Annotated in this window: 17 protein-coding genes and 1 riboswitch; of the genes, 9 read left to right on the top strand and 8 right to left on the bottom strand. The window is 64.4% G+C overall.

Annotated features, from left to right (window positions below; genetic code table 11):
• The first annotated feature begins 563 nt into the window (after window positions 1-563).
• From NKI39_RS08160 to NKI39_RS08145, 4 genes are all read left to right on the top strand, one after another.
• Complete coding sequence (locus NKI39_RS08160; protein WP_352831355.1) at window positions 564-3,971, top strand: helicase-related protein; 3,408 nt, start codon at window positions 564-566, stop codon at window positions 3,969-3,971.
• A gap of 12 nt (window positions 3,972-3,983) precedes the next feature.
• On the top strand, window positions 3,984-4,370 hold the full coding sequence (locus tag NKI39_RS08155) for an RNA-binding S4 domain-containing protein (RefSeq protein ID WP_352831353.1): 387 nt from the start codon (window positions 3,984-3,986) through the stop codon (window positions 4,368-4,370).
• Window positions 4,371-4,518: 148 nt separating this feature from the next.
• Window positions 4,519-4,857: a ferredoxin FdxA gene (fdxA, locus tag NKI39_RS08150; RefSeq protein ID WP_352452512.1), complete on the top strand. Its 339-nt coding sequence runs from the start codon at window positions 4,519-4,521 to the stop codon at window positions 4,855-4,857.
• 368 nt (window positions 4,858-5,225) lie between these two features.
• Entirely contained in the window at window positions 5,226-5,807 is a 582-nt protein-coding gene (locus tag NKI39_RS08145) for a CarD family transcriptional regulator (RefSeq protein WP_006327799.1), read from the top strand.
• A 77-nt stretch (window positions 5,808-5,884) separates the two neighbouring features.
• Here the strand turns inward: NKI39_RS08145 and NKI39_RS08140 are convergent, their stop codons facing one another.
• The 3 genes from NKI39_RS08140 to NKI39_RS08130 all read right to left on the bottom strand — a co-directional run bounded on the left by NKI39_RS08140 (window position 5,885) and on the right by NKI39_RS08130 (window position 8,228).
• Window positions 5,885-6,655, bottom strand: coding sequence for an amino acid ABC transporter ATP-binding protein (locus tag NKI39_RS08140; protein WP_352452513.1), 771 nt, complete (start codon window positions 6,653-6,655; stop codon window positions 5,885-5,887).
• Complete coding sequence (locus NKI39_RS08135; protein ID WP_352471183.1) at window positions 6,652-7,332, bottom strand: ABC transporter permease subunit; 681 nt, start codon at window positions 7,330-7,332, stop codon at window positions 6,652-6,654. The genes NKI39_RS08140 and NKI39_RS08135 overlap by 4 nt, the downstream gene beginning before the upstream one ends.
• Window positions 7,333-7,454: 122 nt before the next feature.
• On the bottom strand, window positions 7,455-8,228 hold the full coding sequence (locus tag NKI39_RS08130; protein ID WP_352454874.1) for an amino acid ABC transporter substrate-binding protein: 774 nt from the start codon (window positions 8,226-8,228) through the stop codon (window positions 7,455-7,457).
• Between the two features lie 323 nt (window positions 8,229-8,551).
• Here NKI39_RS08130 and NKI39_RS08125 point away from each other — a divergent pair, with 323 nt between their 5' ends.
• The gene (locus NKI39_RS08125) at window positions 8,552-9,409 is read left to right on the top strand and encodes an RNA polymerase factor sigma-32 (protein ID WP_254816490.1); all 858 of its coding nucleotides are present in this window, start codon (window positions 8,552-8,554) and stop codon (window positions 9,407-9,409) included.
• Window positions 9,410-9,422: 13 nt separating this feature from the next.
• Here NKI39_RS08125 and NKI39_RS08120 read toward each other — a convergent pair whose 3' ends face one another.
• From NKI39_RS08120 to thiB, 4 genes are all read right to left on the bottom strand, one after another.
• Window positions 9,423-10,892, bottom strand: coding sequence for a M48 family metalloprotease (locus NKI39_RS08120; protein ID WP_352831352.1), 1,470 nt, complete (start codon window positions 10,890-10,892; stop codon window positions 9,423-9,425).
• Between the two features lie 254 nt (window positions 10,893-11,146).
• Complete coding sequence (thiQ, locus tag NKI39_RS08115; RefSeq protein WP_352831350.1) at window positions 11,147-11,938, bottom strand: thiamine ABC transporter ATP-binding protein; 792 nt, start codon at window positions 11,936-11,938, stop codon at window positions 11,147-11,149.
• The gene (gene thiP, locus NKI39_RS08110; protein WP_352831348.1) at window positions 11,935-13,554 is read right to left on the bottom strand and encodes a thiamine/thiamine pyrophosphate ABC transporter permease; all 1,620 of its coding nucleotides are present in this window, start codon (window positions 13,552-13,554) and stop codon (window positions 11,935-11,937) included. Before thiP ends, thiQ begins: the two co-directional genes overlap by 4 nt.
• A gap of 488 nt (window positions 13,555-14,042) precedes the next feature.
• The gene (gene thiB / locus NKI39_RS08105) at window positions 14,043-15,056 is read right to left on the bottom strand and encodes a thiamine ABC transporter substrate binding subunit (RefSeq protein WP_352817678.1); all 1,014 of its coding nucleotides are present in this window, start codon (window positions 15,054-15,056) and stop codon (window positions 14,043-14,045) included.
• A 43-nt stretch (window positions 15,057-15,099) separates the two neighbouring features.
• Window positions 15,100-15,214: riboswitch (TPP riboswitch) on the bottom strand.
• 127 nt (window positions 15,215-15,341) lie between these two features.
• On the opposite strand from thiB, the gene NKI39_RS08100 reads away from it, so the two are divergent.
• The 4 genes from NKI39_RS08100 (at window position 15,342) to NKI39_RS08085 (ending at window position 18,440) form a co-directional block, all read left to right on the top strand.
• Window positions 15,342-15,986 carry a thiamine diphosphokinase gene (locus NKI39_RS08100; protein ID WP_352831346.1) on the top strand — a complete coding sequence of 215 codons (645 nt, stop codon included), beginning with the start codon at window positions 15,342-15,344 and terminating at the stop codon, window positions 15,984-15,986.
• 15 nt (window positions 15,987-16,001) lie between these two features.
• Complete coding sequence (locus tag NKI39_RS08095) at window positions 16,002-17,822, top strand: ABC-F family ATP-binding cassette domain-containing protein (protein ID WP_352831344.1); 1,821 nt, start codon at window positions 16,002-16,004, stop codon at window positions 17,820-17,822.
• Window positions 17,823-17,898: 76 nt separating this feature from the next.
• The gene (locus tag NKI39_RS08090) at window positions 17,899-18,141 is read left to right on the top strand and encodes a type II toxin-antitoxin system CcdA family antitoxin (RefSeq protein ID WP_254816484.1); all 243 of its coding nucleotides are present in this window, start codon (window positions 17,899-17,901) and stop codon (window positions 18,139-18,141) included.
• Window positions 18,141-18,440: a CcdB family protein gene (locus tag NKI39_RS08085; RefSeq protein WP_352450813.1), complete on the top strand. Its 300-nt coding sequence runs from the start codon at window positions 18,141-18,143 to the stop codon at window positions 18,438-18,440. Before NKI39_RS08090 ends, NKI39_RS08085 begins: the two co-directional genes overlap by 1 nt.
• A gap of 33 nt (window positions 18,441-18,473) precedes the next feature.
• Here the strand turns inward: NKI39_RS08085 and NKI39_RS08080 are convergent, their stop codons facing one another.
• Window positions 18,474-20,159: a hypothetical protein gene (locus NKI39_RS08080; protein ID WP_352831342.1), complete on the bottom strand. Its 1,686-nt coding sequence runs from the start codon at window positions 20,157-20,159 to the stop codon at window positions 18,474-18,476.
• Between the last annotated feature and the right edge of the window lie 3 nt (window positions 20,160-20,162).

Genomic DNA, 20,162 nt, shown 5'->3' with positions numbered 1-20,162 from the left:
GCCTGTGGATTCTCGGTGGAAAAGCTGTCCACAACACAACATGTTGCGGTGAACAAACCAAGAAACTTCGGCTATCTCTGATTCGTCGCCGATTCGTTCCGGCTTTGAGCGGAACGTTAACGGCGAGAGCTGAAAACACCCTCGAAATGATTAAAGCGCGTTAGGAAACATCAATAATTTCATAACGTTGTGCGAAGCAGATTGGCCGGCCACGACCATTCGCCGGCAAAGGTTAACCGCAGTGCTCGCTTGGATGCCGCCTGCATAAATCGGGCCAGTTTCCGTGATTCAGCATGTGGTGAGGTACGCCGACAGAAAACCCAGATGTAGCCGTGAACAAACCCTGAATCAGCGCGAGTCAGTGATTCGTCGCTGATTCGTTCCAGACTCGTTCCAACTGTTAATCGGGAACAGATTTTCTGGCTTCGAACCAACCAATCGGCCTGCCCTCGGCATATTCCGCTTTCGCTTCGCGCCCGAAATCCCTATGTGTCGCCTGTCATACGCGGCCAATATGGGCGCGCTCCCGACAATGCGAGGCAGAGAGCCTTATTTCCAGGCCGATGAACATCCATCCGAAACACACTGAACCGCTGATCCTGTCGGGTCGAGACGTGACGGCCGTGCTCGGCCCGACCAACACCGGCAAGACCCACCTCGCCATCGAACGCATGGTGGCGCATGAAAGCGGCGTCATCGGCCTGCCGCTCAGGCTGCTTGCCCGCGAGGTCTATACGCGCGTCTGCGAGAAGGTCGGCGCCCATAAGGTGGCGCTCATCACCGGCGAGGAAAAGATCCAGCCGGCGGGCGCGAAATACTCGGTCTGCACCGTGGAAGCGATGCCGCGCGAGACCGACGCCGCCTTCGTTGCCATCGACGAGGTCCAGCTCGCCGGCGATCTCGAACGCGGCCACATCTTCACCGATCGCATCCTGCATCTGCGCGGCCGCCAGGAGACTCTGCTGCTGGGCGCGGCCACCATGCACGGCATTCTGCAGCGCCTGCTGCGGGGCGTGTCGGTGGTGACGCGACCACGCCTCTCGCATCTTGCCTATGTCGGTTCGAAGAAGCTGACCCGCCTGCCGCGGCGCACGGCGATCGTCGCCTTCTCGGCCGACGAGGTCTATGCCATCGCCGAGCTGATCCGCCGCCAGCAGGGCGGTGCCGCCGTCGTGCTCGGCGCACTCAGCCCGCGCACCCGCAACGCCCAGGTGGCGCTGTTCCAGTCGGGCGACGTCGACTACCTCGTCGCCACCGACGCCATCGGCATGGGCCTCAACCTCGACCTCGACCACGTCGCCTTCGCCCAGAACCGCAAATTCGACGGCTACCAGTACCGCAACCTGACGGCGGCCGAGCTCGGCCAGATTGCCGGCCGCGCCGGCCGGCATCTGCGCGACGGCACCTTCGGCGTCACCGGCCAGGTCGATCCGCTGGATGATGAACTGGTCAACAAAATCGAGGCGCATGATTTCGACCCGGTGAAAGTACTGCAGTGGCGCACCGCGCATTTCGATTTCGCCAACCTTGATGCGCTGAAGCGCTCGATTGAGACCAACGCTCCGGTCGAAGGCCTGACGCGCGCGCTGCCGGCCGTGGACGCGCAGGCGCTCGAGCATCTGTCGCGCGACGAGGACGTCCGGGCACTCACCACCGATGCCAGGCGCGTGGCGCTGCTGTGGGAAGCCTGCGCGCTGCCCGACTACAGGAAGATCGCGCCGGCCCAGCACGCCGACTTGATTGCCTCCATTTACATGGACCTTGCCAGGCATGGCCATGTCGACGAGAACTACATGGCCGAGCAGGTGCGCCGTGCCGACACAACCGAAGGCGACATCGACACGCTGTCGCACAGGATTGCCCAGATCCGCACATGGACCTTCGTTTCCAACCGGCCCGGCTGGCTGGCCGATCGGGCACACTGGCAGGAAAAGACGCGCGAAATCGAAGACAGATTGTCGGATGCGCTGCATGAGCGGTTGACGAAACGTTTTGTAGACCGCAGGACTTCCGTCCTCATGCGGCGCCTTAGAGAAAACACGATGCCTGAAGCCGAAATCAGCCCAACCGGAACCGTCCTCGTCGAAGGCCATCACGTCGGCGAGTTGCAAGGTTTCCGCTTCACCGCCGACCAGAGCGCCGGCGGCGAAGACGCCAAGGCGGTGCGGGCGGCGGCGCAGAAGGCGCTTGCCGCCGAGTTCGAGGCGCGGGCCGAGCGCTTCGGCGCCTCGGCCAATGGCGACATCGCGCTGGGTTCGGATGGCACGCTGCGCTGGATCGGCGCGCCGATCGGCACGCTGGTCGCCGGCGAAGACGCTTTGAAGCCGCGTCTGGTTCTGCTGGCCGACGAGCAACTCACCGGCCCGGCCCGCGACAAGGTTGCGGCGCGCGCCGAGCGCTTCGTCAACTTCCAGATCGAATCCCTGCTGAAGCCGCTGGTCGATCTCAAGAATGCCGAGCAGATCACCGGCATCGGCCGCGGCATCGCTTTCCAGCTTGTCGAGCATTTCGGCCTCATCAACCGTCGCGACATCGCCGACGAGATGAAGTCGCTCGACCAGGAAGGCCGCGCGGCGCTTCGCCGTCTCGGAGTGCGCTTCGGCGCCTACCATGTCTTCGTGCCGGCGCTGATCAAACCGGCGCCGGCCGGGCTGATAACGCTGCTGTGGGCGCTGAGAAACGACGGCAAGGACAAGCCCGGCTTCGGCGATGTCGTTCACGCACTGGCCTCCGGCCGCACCTCGGTGGTCATCGATCCGACCTTCGACAAGACCTTCTACAAGCTTGCCGGCTACCGCAATCTTGGCCGGCGTGCTGTACGCGTCGATATTCTCGAACGGCTGGCCGACCTGATCCGGCCGGCGACCAACTGGAAGCCGGGCCTCGGCCCTCGCCCCGACGGCGCCTATGACGGCCAGTCCTTCATGGTGACGCCGCCGATGATGTCGATTCTCGGCGCCACCGCCGACGACATGGAAGAAATCCTGAAGGGACTCGGCTATCGCGCCGATGCCAAACCGGCGGCCGAGGTCAAGGCGCGGATCGAAGCACAGGACAATGCCGCGCGTGAAGCTGCCGCTGCAAAGCAGGCGGCGGAAGAGACTGCGCGCGTCGAGCAGGCGAGGATGGCGGAAGCATCTGCCGCGGCAGAGCCGCCGGCGGAGGCTTCGGAACCTGTGTCGGATGCGGCTCCTGTTGCGGAGGCGGCGGCCGAAGCTGTGACCGAAGCGACGGCAGAGCCTGTCGCGGAAGCTCCAGCCCCTGAAGCTGCGGCAGAAGTCACGCAAGAGACCCGGCCCGCCGCGGAGGCGACTGCTGAAGCGCCTGCGGAACCAGCGGCCGAGCCAAGGGCGGAACTTGGGGCGGAAACTGAGGCTGCGGCACCGGCAGAGCCGCCGGTTTCCGACACTACGGAAGCATCGCCGGCCGAACCTGCAGCGACGGCAGGAGCCATCGCCGGCGAAGCTGCTCCAGAAGCCGAGGAGCCAAAACCCATCCTGTTGTGGCGGCAGGGTCGTTTCGACCAGCGCCCGCGTCATCGCCAGCATGACAACCGCCCCCGGGACAATCATCGGGACAATCGCGCGCGCAGTGGTCAAGCTGCGCCGGACAGCCGCAGCGATGCGCCGACAGATGCCGGCGGGCAAGCGACGCCGGGCGACCGGCCCGCCCGTCAGGGGCGCCACGACCAGCGCGACGGCGCCGGCAAGCCACGCTTCGATCGCAGCAAGTTCAAGCCCAGGCCGCAAGGCGACGCGGCAGATCAGCGCGCCGGCAAGCCGCAAGGTGAACGCCCGGACCGGCGCGAAAACCGGCCCGACTGGAAGGCTGGCCGGCAGGACGGCAAAGGCGGCGCCCAAGGCGCAAAGCCGGCGTTCCAGCCAAAGCCGCGTGAGGAACGCCCGGTCCGCTTCGATCCGGACTCGCCCTTCGCCAAGCTCGCCGCGTTGCGCGACCAGCTGAAGAAGTAAGCTGCTCGTCCAATGGTCACTGATGCCCGCCAGCGCATCGACAAGTGGCTGTTCTTCTCGCGCGCGGTAAAATCGCGCACGCTGGCAGCCAAGCTGGTCGTCGCCGGACGCGTCCGCATCAATCGCGACAAAGCAGCGCAGGCCTCCGATACGGTCCGGCCGGGCGACGTTTTGACCATCACGCTGGAGCGGCGGATCTTCGTCTGGAAAGTCCTTGGCACCGGCGTACGGCGTGGCCCGGCCGAAGAGGCCCCCCTGCTCTACGAGGACATGTCGCCGCCCCCCGCGCCCAAGGGCGAGGCGCTTCCGGATGCGGTGCCGCCGTTGCGCGAGGCCGGCAGCGGTCGCCCGACGAAGAAGGAACGCCGCCAGACCGACCACCTGCTCGGCGACGATTGAGCAAGGTCGAACGCCCGCTTTGCCGGCCTTCCGGAATTCCATTCCGGAAACCGCGGCACCGCTGGCAGGGGCCGCCCTTGCCACCGGCGGACAAAGGCGTTACCTCACCAAAAAAGCCCAACAAAATGGGACGTCCCGGAGCCGACCAATGACCTACGTCGTGACCGACAATTGCATAAAATGCAAATACATGGACTGCATCGAGGTCTGTCCGGTCGACTGCTTCTACGAAGGTGAGAACATGCTCGTCATCCACCCGGACGAGTGCATCGATTGCGGTGTCTGCGAACCGGAATGCCCGGCCGACGCGATCAAGCCCGACACCGAGTCGGGCCTCGACAAATGGCTGCAGATCAACACCGAATATGCCGACAAATGGCCCAACATCACCGCCAAGAAGGAGCCGCCGGCCGACGCTAAGAATTTCGATGGCGAAACTGGCAAGTTCGAGAAATATTTCTCCCCCGAGCCCGGCGAAGGCGACTGACGAGCCTGCCGGCTGCGGCGGCCTGACGCCGCGTAACAGCCGTGATACATTAACCGCCTTGACAGGCGGCGACGGCGCGTGGCCTTCGCGCGTGCAGCAAAACCTTGATTCTTCCGACTTTTTGTGTTATATCAACCAAACATGCCGGTGACACAACGTCGATTTATGGCGCAAACGCCCCAAATCACTGAAAGGTGAATTTCTCAATCCGGACCAGAGCGATCTGGGGCAGGCGGTCGCAATGTTGCGATTTGCCGGTCCTGGCCTTTCCGGTGAGTTCATCGTTGTGTGGCTGAGGACCGGTCACCCCGGTCGCACGAGTTCGGGCCGGCACGATGCCGGTACCACAACAAGGAGTTCAGGGCGTAATGGCAACGATCACCCCGCAGAAGAAGTCCACCGCAGCGCGCCACGGTTTCAAGACCGGCGAGTACATCGTTTATCCGGCGCATGGTGTCGGCCAGATCGTCTCGATCGACGAGCAGGAAGTCGCGGGCCACAAGCTGGAGCTGTTCGTCATCGACTTCCAGAAGGACAAGATGCGCCTCAAGGTGCCGGTCGCCAAGGCGACCTCGATCGGCATGCGCAAGCTGTCGGAAGAGGATTATGTCGAGCGCGCGCTGAAGGTCGTGCAGGGCCGCGCCCGCGTCAAGCGCACCATGTGGTCACGCCGTGCCCAGGAATATGATGCCAAGATCAACTCCGGCGATCTGATCTCGATCTCGGAAGTGGTGCGCGACCTTTACCGCGCCGATAACCAGCCGGAGCAGTCCTATTCCGAGCGCCAGCTCTACGAGGCGGCCCTCGACCGCATGGCCCGCGAGATCGCGGCCGTCAACCGCATGTCGGAGACCGAAGCGGTCCGCCTCATCGAGGTGAACCTCAACAAGGGCCCGAAGCGCGGCGCCAAGGCCGACAACGAGGAAGCCGAGCAGGAAGAAGCTGCCTGAGCCTTTTCGCCCAGGAAACATGGAAAACCCGGCCTCGCGCCGGGTTTTTTGTCTTAGCTGACCGGCGACGCGCATATCTAACCTTCGCCGCCCTCCCTTTCCGCCTCGTGCTTCAGCGTGGCGATGAACCGCTTGGTCCGCTGGCGTTCCGGGTTGCTGAACAGCACCGCGGCCGGGCCTTGTTCGACGATGTTGCCGGCATCGAGGAACACCACTTCCCGCGCGATCTTGGAGGCGAGCCGCAGGTCATGCGTCGCCATCACCATGGTCGTGCCCTCGCTGGCGAGCTTGCCGAGCACGTCAACCACCTCCTGCGCCAGTTCCGGATCGAGTGCCGAGGTCGGCTCATCGCAGAGCAGGACCTTCGGCGAAGGCGCCAGCGCCCGGGCAATCGCCACGCGCTGCTGCTGGCCGCCCGACAGGGTCGCCGGCCAGGCATCGGCCTTGTGCGCCATGCCGACTTTTTCGAGCAGGGCCAGCGCCCGTTCGCGCGCCCTCTCCTTGGGCCATTTCAGCACCGTCACCAGCCCCTCCATGATGTTCTCGATCGCAGTACGATGCGGAAACAGCTGGAAATTCTGGAACACCATGCCGGTCTGCAGCCGCAGCCGCTGGATATCCCTGGTCGAGACCCTGCCGCCGGGATGGAATTCGAGTGCATCGTCGCCGATCCGTACCGTGCCTGAAGTCGGCAGCTCGAGCAGGTTGATGCAGCGCAAAAGCGTGCTCTTCCCTCCGCCCGACGGCCCGACAAGCGCCGTAACGCTGCCTTCCTCGATCGTGACGGTGACGCCCTTCAGCACCAAATTGTCGCCGAAACGCTTTTCGATGTTGGTGAGGCCGATCATGCGCGCGCCTCCAGGAAGCCGCCATAACGGTTGAGCCGCGTTTCCAGCCGCGCCTGCAAGGCCGACAGCACGGAGCTCATGATCAGATAGAGGGCCGCTGCCTCGACATAGAGGATCAGCGGCTCATAGGTGGTGGCGACGATGCGCTGCGCTGCCTGGAACATCTCCGGCACGGTGATGGCGGCGGCGAGCGAAGTGTCCTTGACCAGCGAGATGAAGGTGTTGGACAGCGGCGGCACGGCGACGCGCCCCGCCTGTGGAAGAATGGTGCGCCGCATTGCCTGGGCCCAGGTCATGCCGATCGAATAGGCCGCTTCCCACTGACCCTTCGGCACCGAACCGATGACGGCGCGGATGATTTCCGACGAATAAGCACCGATGTTCAAGGTGAAGCCGATCAGTGCTGCCGGAAAGGCGTCGAGCAGGATGCCGACCGATGGCAGGCCGTAGAAGATAAGGAACAGTTGCACGAGAAGCGGCGTGCCGCGGAATATCCAGACGTAGAAGCGGACCACGGCGACCAGCGGTTTGGGACCGAACAGCCGGACAAGCGCCACAACCAAGCCTAGGACAAGACCGAATGCAAACGACAGCAGCGTCAGCGGCACGGTGAAGATCAGTGCAGCCCATAGCAGCGTAGGCAGGGATTCCAGCATCAATTGCAGCCAGTGCGGCACGAAGGCTCCTCCTTGCCAGATTGCCGTCGCTCATATCACGCGAAAGCGGCGGGCCGTCAAAAGACAGCTCGCCGCGATATGAACGACGCGGGCCGGCGTTCGGCCCACACGAGAAAGCCGTTTTACTTCGAAACGTCCTGGCCGAAATAGGTGTCGGCGATTTTCTTGTAGGTGCCGTCGGCCTTGATGTCGGCCAGCGCCTTATTGATGGCGGCCACCAGTTCCGGATCGCCCTTGCGCACGATGACGCCGGAATAGTCGGCGTTTTCTTCCTGGGCGGCAATCTTCACATTGGCGTCGGGCTTGTGCTTCTTGAAGTCGAGGAAGGACAGGCTGTCGTTGATGGTGGCGTCGGCGCGGCCCGTAAGAAGCAACTGGATCGACTGGTCGAAGCCGTCGGTGCCGACGAGTTCGGCGCCGTTGGTTTCAGCCAGCTTGCCGAAGTTCGAAGTCAGCGATTGCGCCGCCTTCTTGCCCTTGAGATCGGCGAAGCTCTTGATATCGGTGTTGTCGCCGCGCACGATCAGCACCGCCTTGGAGGCGATGTAGGGATCCGAAAAGTCATATTTGGCCTTGCGCGCCTCGGTGATGCCGACCTCGTTGATGACGGCATCGTAGCGGTTGGCATCGAGACCGGCGATCAGCCCGTCCCATTTGCCTTCGAGGAACTGGGCTTTGACGCCGAGGCGCTCGGCGATGGCCCGCGCGATCTCGACGTCGAAGCCGACCAGCGCGCCGGAAGCATCATGATAGGTGAAGGGCGCATAGGTTCCTTCTGTGCCGACCTTGAAGACGCCGGACTGCTTGATCTGGTCGAGATTGGCGCCGGCGTGACCGGCGGCGATGGCCAGAACCTGCAGCGTTCCGGCGATGATGAGCGATTTGAGCCATTTCATTTTTCTGTGATCCGTCCTTGGCCGTATCCGGCGTCATTGCGAGTGCCGGAAAATGACAGATGCGCGATGCCAGAATAAGAAACTGAATTTCAAAAATCTCCCGCCCTTGAAATCCAATTCTCAACCAGCATCTCCCGGCGCCATCCGGCTGAGTCAAGGCCGGCGGCGAATCGCCTGGAACAGCGCAATCGACATGACAGTCCGGGGGAACATTCCCCCGCATGGCACGTTCTTCGCTGTTGTAGGGCGCGGCGCCGCCATTTCAACCATCGGCGCCAACTCACGATTCGATCGCACCGCAACGCCTGGAGCAGGAGCGCGGCATGATGGAAGACAGTGCAGGACGGACCATGGTTCGCGCGGCGATGAAAGCCCCTTATCTGGAACGTGACGAAGAGCATCTCCTGGCGCTGCGCTGGAAGGAAAACAATGACCAGCACGCGCTGCACCGCATCACCGTCGCGCATATGCGGCTGGTCATTTCCATGGCGTCGCGGTTTCGCCACTACGGCCTTCCGCTGGGCGACCTGATCCAGGAAGGCCATGTCGGGCTGCTGGAGGCCGCGGCCCGTTTCGAGCCCGAGCGCGAGGTGCGGTTCTCGACCTACGCGACTTGGTGGATTCGCGCCTCGATGCAGGACTATATCCTGCGCAACTGGTCGATCGTGCGCGGCGGCACCAGCTCGGCGCAAAAGGCGCTGTTCTTCAACCTGCGGCGTCTGCGCGCCCGCCTGGCAAACGGCGCCGAGCAGACGTCGAATGCCACGCTCTACCGCGAAGTGTCGGCGGCTCTCGGGGTATCGGAGGCCGATGTGGCGATGATGGATTCCCGCCTTTCGGCGCCGGACAGCTCGCTCAACACACCGCTAGCCGACGATGCGGGCGCAACCGAGCGGATGGAGTTCCTGGTTTCGGATGACCCGCTGCCCGATGAGGTCGTCGGCGATACGATCGACGTCGAACGCCGCTCGGTGTGGCTGAAGACGGCACTCGGCGCTCTCAATGCGCGCGAGCTCAGGATTATCGAGGAACGCCGGCTGAGCGACGAGGGCGCGACGCTCGAAGCGCTCGGCGAGACGCTCGGCATCTCCAAGGAACGTGTCCGGCAGATCGAGGCGCGCGCCATGGAAAAGCTCAAGGCGGCGCTGGTAAAGCAGAATCCGGAATTTCTCGCAGCCTGAATCGCGTCGCCTGCTATTTGTCGGTGACGATCTTGACCTTGTCGCCGGCCGAAACCGCGGCACCCGGCGACAGCGCGTTGAGCACCCTGAACAAATCCAGCTTGCGGTCGACGCCGACCATCTGCGCGGCCAGGGAGCCCATTGTCTGGCCGGGCTGCACCGTGACGATGCGGATACGCAGCGGCTTCAACGCCGCCTTCTCGGCAGCACTCAGGATGCGGAACGAGCCGCTGACCGAGCGCGCCACCGTGCTCAGCGAGGTGCTGGCCGACGGTGCAGCAGTCAGCAAGCGGTAGACCTGGCCGCCGGCGCGGATCACCGCAATGTCGAATTGCCAGCCATCGGCGCCGGCATGCGCGGTTGCCGCTTCGTTGCCGTTGATCGTCTCCTGGCGCACGCTGCTGTCGTCGAGGCCGGCAACCCAACCGCTGCGGATGTAGTCGGTCAGCGAGCGGTTCTTGTCGATCGAAACGCCGTCGAAGCGGATCGCCATGTCGCCCGGGCCGGTCGCCGTCACCGCCGCCGCCGAATTGTCGATGACGAAACCGTTGGGCACCGAGAACGACACGCCGAGGCCAGGGTGCAGGAAGGTTTCGCCGCGCACGTAGCCTTCCTCCGGCGTGTCGCCGTAAAGCAGCCCGTCTACGCCGGCAAGAAATGAATCGCGGTCGCGCGACCCGACACCGGGCGCGCCGAACTGGCGGGCGTGGCGCTGCGCGAGATCGATTCGCTGCGGCGTGTTGGGGTGCGTCGCCAGGAAGTCGAGGCTGGCGTCGGTGGCGCCGCTGATCGAGCGGAAATCGGTATAGGCCGACATCGACTGCAGGAAGCGGCCGGCGGCGTAGGGATCGAAACCGGCTTCGCCGATCGACTTGATGCCGATGGCGTCCGCCTCCAGCTCCTGATTGCGCGAGAACTGGGCCAGCCTCAGCTTGCCGCGGATCAGCGCCGCCTTGGCCGTCGGGTTGTCGCCGAGCACGTCCGAAACGACCTTGGTCGCCAACCCCTCTTCGGCTTCCAGCTGCTGGCGCTGCAGGCCGTGGTTGGCGGTAACGTGGCCCATCTCATGCGCGATGACGGCGGCAAGCTCGGCGGAATCGTTGGCCAACGCAAGCAGGCCGCGGGTGATGTAGAGATAGCCGCCCGGCAGCGCGAAGGCATTGACGTTGGGCGAGTTGAGGATGGTGATGCGGTAGGTCTGGGTTGGGTTGGCCGACACCACGGTCAGTCTGCCGACGACCTTGGCCACCATGCGCTCGAGCTTGGGGTCGGAATACTCGCCGCCATAGGTGGCGAGGATGCGCGGGTGCTGCGCCTTCGCCAGTTGGGCGAGCTTGCTGTTGGCGGCGACATTGTCGACCGTGATCGGCTTGTCGGAGGGCTGGAAGCCCGATTCCTGCACGTCGGGAGGCGTGAACATCTGGCAGCTTGCCAGCGCCACGGCAAGACCGGCCAGCGCCAGAAAGCGCGCCAGCGGTTTCACCCTCCGATTGTCGATGCCGGTCGGCAGATCGGCTTCCTTTCAAGTCCTGGCACGTGACCGCGAAAATCGGGCGCGATTTCCGAAAAGCATCACGCGCAAAGTCAAGTGCTATGGCGTCCTTCGTGCGTCCGACGGATACGAGACAGCAACGGCAAATCACGCTCTAGGCCGGACCAGCTCCTGGCGGACCTAGCCACACTACCTCGATCATGGCAAGCAAGCGCCGCTTCGCCTTCCGCCGGTTTGACCATAAATTATGTCCGCTTCCGGGCAACATCTCGTGATCCAGCCGCAAACGGACCCGAGCCGATATAGCGTCGGAATGCCTCCGGTCCAGCCCCGACGAAAAAATCGGCGGCGGTGCCGGTCGCGGCAACCGTGCCACCATCCAGGAAAACCATGTTTTGGCCGATACGGCGCGCATCGTCCGGCTGGTGCGTGACGAATAGTACCGTCATGCGCTGCTCCGAATGAACGTCGGCTACCAGATCGAGCATGTCATCGCGCAGTGCCGGTCCGAGCGAAGCGAACGGCTCGTCGAGCAACAGCACCGGCCGGTCGCGCACCAGGACCCGGGCGAGCGCGACGCGCTGCCGCTCGCCGCCGGAGAGTTCGCGCGGCAGCCGGCTTTCCTTGCCGGCAAGACCGACGCGCCTCAGCGCTGCGGCGATTGCGGCGCGGTCAGCCTCGCTCAGCCTGAGCGAAGGCGAGCGGCCGAGCCCGACATTCTGCTCGACCGACAGATGGGCAAACAGGTTGTTTTCCTGGAACACCATCGATACCGGCCGCGCTGATGGCGGCGCAGTGCTGACGTCGGCGCCGCCGATCAGCACGCGGCCCGACCGCGGCGTCTCGAAACCGGCCACCAGATTGAGCAGCGTCGACTTTCCCGAACCGCTCGGCCCCATGATGGCGGTGATTTCCGACACCGGGAAATCGACATCGAATATAAGCGGCGTTTCACCATAGCTGAACGAGACATTATCGAGCCGCACGGCCGCGCCTTTTTCCACCGAAATGGACCGTTCCGGGCTTATCGGCATCATGATTTCTCCCTCCTTCCCAGCCAGTCCGCGGCCAACACCAGCGCCAGGCAGACAAGGCCGAGCAGCAGCGCCAGGCCGGCGGCATCCTCGGTGCGGTAACTGCCCATGCGCGCCAGCAACAGATAGGGCAAGGTCTGCACGGAATCGCTGCCGAACAGCGCAATGACGCCGAGATCGCCGAGCGACAGCGCCATGGCGAACGCGAAGCCGGTGGCGAGCGGCCGCCGCAGCGACGGCCAATCGACCAGCCGCAACCGGTTCCAGCCCGAGATGCCAAGCTGTGCGCAGAGCCGTTCGTGGCGTTCGCTCGCCGCGTCATAGGCAGGGCGGATGGCGCGGATGGCGAACGGCATCGCCATCACCGCATTGACCGCAACGACGATGACAGGGGCGATCGCAAAGACATCGCCGACGGTGCGCAGGAGCAAGAACCAGCCGGCACCGATGACGATGGGCGGCACCACCAGGACGAACCCCGCACCGGTGTCGGCCAGGTGTTCGAGCAGCGTCCTCCTGCCGCTCCGCCGGGTGAGCGCCAGCGCCCGGCGCGCCATCACCAGCGACAGCGACAACGCCACAGAGAGCAGCGCCGACAGGAGGGAGAGCACGGCACTGGTCGCCGTCGCTTGCCGCACCGCGCTCTCGCCGGCCAGGCGGCCGAGATCGGCGCCAAGCCCGGCTGCCAGCGTGGCCGCCATCGGCCCGGCGACAAACAGCAGTGCGAGCCCGATCGCCAGCGCGTTCAGCACGGTCTCGGCCGCACCGGCTGAAAAATACCGGCGCGGCGCCACCGGCAGATTGGCGTCGCCGGTCATATTGGCGCCAAGCCGCGTCAGTGCCAGCACGACGACGAAGGTCAGGGCAATCTGCAGCAGGGTCAGCGTCACAGCCCGCGCCGGGTCGAAGTCGAAACGCAGCGCCTGGTAGATGGCAACCTCGAGCGTCGTCGCGCGCGGCCCGCCGCCGAGCGTAAGCACGATGGTGAAGGAGGTGATGCACAGCATGAAAACGAGCCCGGCAACGCCCGGCAAGGCCGCACGCAGCGGCGGCCATTCGATCAGCCGGAAGGCCGGCGCAGCACCCATGCCAAGCTGGCTCGCCAGCCGCCATTGGTTAGCCGGCACGGTCTGCAACGCCTCCAGGAACAGCCGCGTCGCCAGCGGCAGGTTGAAGAAGACATGCGCAACGAGTATGCCCGACAGGCCATAGATGCCGGGCCAGCTCTGGCCGCCTAGCGCGCCCAGCGTGCCGGCAAAATAGCCGGCGCGGCCATAGAGCGCCAAGACACCGAGTGCGGCAACAATGGCCGGCAGCGCCAGTGGCACGGCGAAAAGCTGGAGGATGAAGCCTCGCCCGAAAAAACGCGGATGCCGCGACAGGGCGCGCGCGACGAACAGCGCCGGTGCAACGGAGAGCAGGGTCGACAGCAGACCCTGCCAGAGCGTGAAACGGACGACGCGCAAGAGATAGGAATCGAAAGCGGAGGCGGCGCCGGACAGGTCGCGTGTGGCTTCGACGACGAGCCCGGCGAATGCACCGCCGATCAGCAGCGCGATGGCGGCGAGCGCGACGATGCCGGCAGTGACGCGGGGATCGGCCGGATGACGCGTAGGCATGTCGCGCTACCCGACACTACGACAGGCGTAGATCGAAGGAAATACCTGGCAAAGGCCGAGCCCACCCCTCTCTGGCCTGCCGGCCATCTCCCCCTCAAGGGGGGAGATTGCGCACTCAGCCGCCTTCGCCAATCTCACAAGTGGCAGGACGAGGAGAGGCGACAAAGCTGCCGATCTCCCCCTTGAGGGCAGGGCTATCGCATTTGGATTCTTACGAAGTTGGACCCCCACCCTAACCCTCCCCACAAGGGGGAGGGAACGCTGCCGCATGCCCTTACTTCCCCTTTTGGCGCCGAAAGGCAGACAATTTGCCGAGGTCAGTGCCAACGGAAGTCTCCCTCCCCCTTGTGGGGAGGGGTTAGGGGTGGGGGTACGTCGTAGAGCGAAAGCCTCGGCGTTCCATCTGCGATAGCCGTGCCCTTGAGGGGGAGATGGCCGGCAGGCCGGAGGGGGGTGGCTTGGCGCAAACATCCGACGAGGCTTGAGCCCTACCTGCTCATCGCCGCAAGCCACTCATCGACCCAGGCCTTGCGGTTGGCCGCGACGTCTTCCGGGCTGAACAGCAAGGTCTTGGTCGGCTTGACCAGCTTGTCGAACGCCGGGTTGAGCGGCTTGTCGGTTTTGCCGGCCGGGAACATCCAGTTGGTTTCGGGAATGACATCCTGGAATTTCGGTCCGGTCATGAAGGCAATGAACTTTTCCGCCAGCGGGTTCTTCGCGCCCTTGGTGGTGATCCCCGCAACCTCGATCTGCAGATATTCGCCCTCCTCGAAGGACGCCGCCTGGTAGCGCTCGGTGTTTTCGGCGACCATGTGGTAGGCCGGCGAGGTCGTGTAGGACAGCACCATCGGCGCCTCGCCCTTGGTGAACAGGCCGTAGGCCTCGCTCCAGCCCGGCGTTACCGTCAGCACCTTCGCCTTGAGTTTGGCCCAGGCTTCCGGCGCCTTGTCGCCATAGACCGACTTGACCCACAGCAGCAGGCCAAGGCCCGGCGTCGAGGTGCGCGGATCCTGGATGACGATCTTCTCTCCGGCATCGCCCTCGACCAATTCCCTGAGGCTCTTCGGCGGGCTCTTCAGTTTTTCGGTGTCGTAGACGACGGCGAAATAGCCATAGTCGAACGGCACGAAAATATCGTCGCTCCAGCCGCCCGGTACATTGACGCCCGAGACGGCGCCGTGCGGCGAAAACAGGCCGGTTGCCTTGGCGTCGGCGGTTAAGTTGGTATCGAGGCCAAGTACGATATCGGCCTTGGTCGCGGCGCCTTCCAGCTTCACACGGTTGAGCAGCGCCACGCCGTCGGCGACCGAGACGAATTCGACGACGCAGCTGCATTCGACCTCGAAGGCCTTCTTCACCGCCGGTCCCGGACCCCAATCGGCGGTGAAGCTTTCATAGGTATAGACCGTCAGTCTATCCTGTGCCGATGCCTGCCCCGGCAGGGCGACCGCGGATGCCGCAAGCAGGACAATTGAGACAAGAGAGTGGAAAAAACTGCGCATCGGCGCCTCCTTCGTTCGCGTTGAAAGGAATTGAGGCGTCGGGCTGTCCGAAACGTCTAATCCCTCCGCCGGTACAAACCGGATCAGGTTCAGCGGGTTGGCAGTCTTGCCTCTCAGCCGGTCCGCGAAAATCGCGTCCGGCACCCCGTTAGAGCGTTGCGACACATAGGCCCGGCCGAAGTGCTGCGCAAGCGGAAGTTTGCCGGGCATCCAAAGCCCAGCCTTCCGTTTCGTCTGCCGTTTCATCTTCCGTTTCCGGGGCAGGGCTGGTAAGGGCCACGAGATATGAGCACATTCACCATCCTGCTTGGCGGCGATCTCATCCGCACACCGCTGCTCGACCGCCAGGTCGAAGGCTCGCGCGTCATCGCCGCCGACGCCGGCATCGGTCATGCCCGCATGCTGGGCCTGAGGCCGGAACTCTGGGTCGGCGATTTCGATTCCGTGCCTGCCGAGTTGCCGGAGGATCTGGCCGCCGTGCCACGGCAGGTATTTCCTGCCGAAAAAGACAAGACCGACGGTGAACTCGCTATCGCCGCCGCGCTCGAACGCGGTGCGACAAGCCTTGTGCTCGCAGGCGCCTTCGGCGGCAAACGTACCGACCACATCTTCCTGCATCTGGCGCTGAGCGTCCGGCTGGCGGAAGGCGGAACGGAAGTGCTTTTGACCAGCGGCGCACAGGAAGGCATTCCTTTGCTGCCTGGAAAGACTGGCTTCGACTATGCCGACGGCACGCTGTTTTCGGTGCTCGGCTTCTCCGATCTCGCCGGCCTGACAGTCACCGGCGCCAAATGGCCGCTCGACCATGTCGAGGTTGCGTTCGGCTCGTCGCTGACCATTTCCAACGAGGTCAGGGGCCGGCTGGAAATCGCGCTGGCCAGCGGCCGGGCGCTGCTGCTCGCGCATCCCTACCCTCTTCCGGAAAGCTGAGCCCAGAAAGCTGATATGGCGCCGCCGCTTCTCAATCTCGACGGGATAAAGCTGACCTTTGGCGGCACGCCGTTGCTCGACGGTGCCGCCCTGACGGCCTCGGCTGGCGACAAGATCGCCCTGGTCGGCCGCAACGGCTCTGGTAAGTCGACGCTCCTCAAGATCGCCGCCGGGCTGATCGAACCGCAGGATGGCGAAGTCTTCCGCCAGCCCTCGGCAACCGTGCGCTACTTGCCGCAAATGCCCGACATGGACGGTTTTGCGACCGTCCGCGCCTATGTCGAGGCGGGGCTCGGGCCCGCCGACGATCCCTACCGCGCCACCTATCTGATGGAGCATCTCGGCCTGACCGGCGAGGAACGGCCGAACGACCTTTCCGGCGGCGAGGCGCGGCGCGCCGCCCTCGCCCGCGTCATGGCGCCGGAGCCCGACATTCTCCTCCTCGATGAGCCGACCAATCATCTTGACCTTTCGGTCATCGAATGGCTGGAGGAGGAGCTTGCCCGCACCTCCTCGGCACTGGTCGTCATCTCGCATGACCGCCGTTTTCTCGAGCGCGTGTCACGCGCCACAATCTGGCTCGACCGCGGCCAGACCCGCCGTCTCGACAAGGGCTTTGGCTATTTCGAGGAATGGCGCGACACGGTGCTGGAGGAGGAAGAGCGCGAGCAGCACAAGCTCGGTCGCCAGATCGTGCGCGAGGAGCACTGGCTGCGCTATGGCGTGACAGCGCGGCGCAAGCGCAACATGCGCCGGCTCGGTGAGTTGCAGACCATGCGCCAGCGCTTTCGTGGTCATCGCGGCGCCGAGGGTGCGGCGACGATGACAGCCAGCGACGCCGCCGAATCCGGCAAGCTGGTGATCGAAGCCAAGAACATCGAGAAGACCTTTGGCGATCTGACCGTGGTCAAGGGATTCTCGACCCGAATCCAGCGCGGCGATCGCGTCGGTCTGGTCGGGCCGAACGGCGCCGGCAAGACGACGCTGTTGAAGATGCTGACCGGCGAATTGAAGCCGGACGCGGGCACGGTGCGGCTCGGCACAAATCTGGAGATCGCCACGCTCGACCAGAAGCGCGAAGCCGTCGACCCGCAGGAGACATTGGCGCAGTATCTCACCGACGGGCGCGGCGAGAACCTCGTCATCAATGGCGAGCAGCGCCACGTCGTCTCTTACATGAAAGACTTCCTGTTCAAGCCGGAACAGGCGCGCACGCCGGTGCGCGAGCTTTCGGGCGGCGAGCGGGCGCGGCTGATCCTCGCCCGCGTTTTGGCGCGGCCGGCAAACCTGCTTGTGCTCGACGAGCCGACCAACGACCTCGACATGGAGACGCTGGAGCTGCTGCAGGAATTGGTCGCCGGCTTTGCCGGCACGGTGATCCTGGTCAGCCACGATCGCGATTTCCTCGACCGCACCGTGACCAGCATCATCGCGCCGGATGGTGACGGCCGCTGGATCGAATATGCCGGCGGCTATTCCGACATGCTGGCGCAGCGCGGCGGCACCAGACTGGACGACCGCAAGGCGCGACCAAAGGCCGAGACGGGCGACGCGACGGCGGCAAGCAGGAACGAAGCGGCCGCACCGAAGGGCCCGGCCAAGAAACTGTCGTTCAAGCAGAAATTCGCGCTGGAATCGCTGCCCAAGAAGATCGAGGCGGTGTCGGCCTCGATCTCGCGGCTGGAGAACAACATCGCCGATCCGGCCTATTACGAGCGCGATCCGGCCTCGTTCCAGAAGACGATTGCCGCGCTCGACAAGGAGCGCGTCACACTGGCAGCGCTCGAGGAGGAATGGCTGGAACTGGAAATGCTGCGCGAGGAGATGGAGGGGTAATTCACGAGTTCAAGCATCTTGTCATTGCGACTAGAGAGGAATGCGCATATATTATGCGCATACTGCGGAGGTGATCATGCGCAAGATAGCTGTGAATGCGGTTCGCCAGCCGGCAAATCTGTCGATCGACTCAAAGCTCATGAAGGAAGCCAAGGGGCTCGATGTGAATGTCTCGCGCGCCGCTGAAGCCGGCATCGCCGAGGCCGTGGCCGCCGAAAAGACGCGGCTGTGGAAGCTTGAGAACCGCGCGACGATAGATGCCTGGAACGAATATGTCGAAAAACACGGTATTCCGCTGGCAGAACATCGGCAATTCTGATGGCGCGCTACGACGTCTTCGCGGGTAGCATCGAAGGCGGCTATCTCCTCGACGTCCAGGCCGATCTGCTAGACCATTTCAAGACCCGGGTGGTCGTCCCGCTTCTGCCGGCTGCGATGGCGCCATCACCAATGCGAAAGCTCCATCCGATTTTCGAGATCAATGGTCGGAAATTGGTCATGGCCACCCATTTGATCGCCACGGTTGCGGCGACGGAACTGGGCGAGAGCCGACTGAATCTGACGAGGCATCACGACGAGATCGTGGCCGCGCTCGATATGCTGTTCCAGGGCTTCTGAACTGCTGGGGAGCTTCGGGGTGGCGGACCGTCTTCACCCCGCCGTCTTAGTCTGCCAGGCCTTAAGCGCCTCGTCGAACACCTTCTCGCCTGGAATGCCCTTTTCCATGGTGAGCAGCGCCCGCCGCCCGGTCTTGTAGACGACCGGCACGTCGATCCAGTCCTGACCTCTGAGCAAGGTCAGATTGGCGTCTTCATCCGCCTTGGTATCGTTGAGCGCAACCAGGAAGAAACCGTCGGCGATCTTGGCCGGGATGCCGATCAGCGGGCTTCCGGCATCCTGCTCGGAGCCCTTCATGGCGACACGCAGGATGTTGTCGACGCCGCCGCCCTCGAAGCCGTCAGGCGTCAGGAAGATCATCTCGATAATATGGCTGGCCGGCAGCGTCTGGTCGGTGTTGCGACGGATCGTCATGCGCAACTGGATATCCTTGCCTGGAATGGTCGCCTCGGCGCGGATCGCCGGCTCGGGCGGCAGGTCGCCGCCGGGCGATTCCTGCACCAGCGACCAGACGATGTTGCCGGGCTCGGCCGAGCCTTGAGCGGTGCTGGTGCGCTCCTCGTAGAAGATCGCCTTCTGGCCGACGGCCAACGTGGCTTGCGGCGGAACTGCCGTTGGTGCCGCTGCCGGTGCTGGCGGCGGGGCGGCCGCTGCAGGCGCTGCTGCCCCGTTGGCGGGCGGCGTTGCGGGAGTTGGTGCAGCGGACCCATCGACTGCTGGAGCATTGGCCGTGGCTTGCGTGTCGGCGGGTGCGGCCGGAGCCGGCGCGGCCGGTGCCGGGGTGGTCGGCGCTTGTGCGGCCGATGGCGGCGTGGTCAGTGCGGCGACGGATTCGCCTTCGCCGATGCCCGCCTGCCCGGCCGCGGGGCCGGGATCGACTTCGTGCCCCTCGGGCGTCAGGCGCTGCGTGAACTTCGCGCCCTCGCCGGCATCCGTCGGAGGCGCGGCGGCCGGTACGGCCGCATCGGCCACCGGCTTGGCCGGGGCTGGTTTTACCAGCGGTTCGGTGGCGACGGCTGTGGTCGAGTCGAGGCCGAGCATGCTGCCGAACGCATCCTTGTTCAGCCAGATGCCATAGCCACCACCGGCAATGACGAGCAAGGCAATGGCGGCGGCGATCACACCGCCATAGCTGCGCCTGCGCTCCGCAGGATAGAGCCGCTGGAACCTGTCCTCCGCGGGGCCGCCGTCGTTGGAAAAGTCGTCGCCCGGAAAAACGCCGTCTTGGCCGTCAGCCGTCGGAAGTTCCATATCGGACGGCGGCGGACCAGCGCGCTCCTGAGAAAGAGCGACGGGCTGCGGCTTTTGCCAGTTCGGCGCCGCCTTAGCGGGCGTGGGCTGCCAGGCCGGCCCAGTCTTTGCTGGCTCCGTCTTTGCCGGCTCGGTCTTGGCCGGCTGCCATGCCGGCTCCGTCTTTGCCGGCTGTCGGATATGGCTGGACTGGTTCTTGTTGCGGTCGATGGAGGAGAAGATGTCCTCCAGTTCCGCCAGCGGGTCGGGTGGCGGCGCAGGCTTGGCATAGTCCCGCTCGACTTTGGCGATGGCGTCTTCCAGTGCACGCATCTGCCGGTCGACATCGGAAGGCGTCATCGTGGCCTTCTCTGCGAGTTGTTTCGCGATTGACGAACGGGCCCTGTCATAGACCCTGGCGCGCACTTCCGCCGACGGCTCACCGAGTTTATCGAGCGCCTTTTTCAGAATAGGAACAAAATCTACCATACG

This window comes from Mesorhizobium sp. M0664 (assembly GCF_040320565.1).
GTDB lineage: Bacteria > Pseudomonadota > Alphaproteobacteria > Rhizobiales > Rhizobiaceae > Mesorhizobium.
Note: the sequence above shows the minus strand (reverse complement) of the source record. Positions and strands in the feature narration are given on the sequence as shown.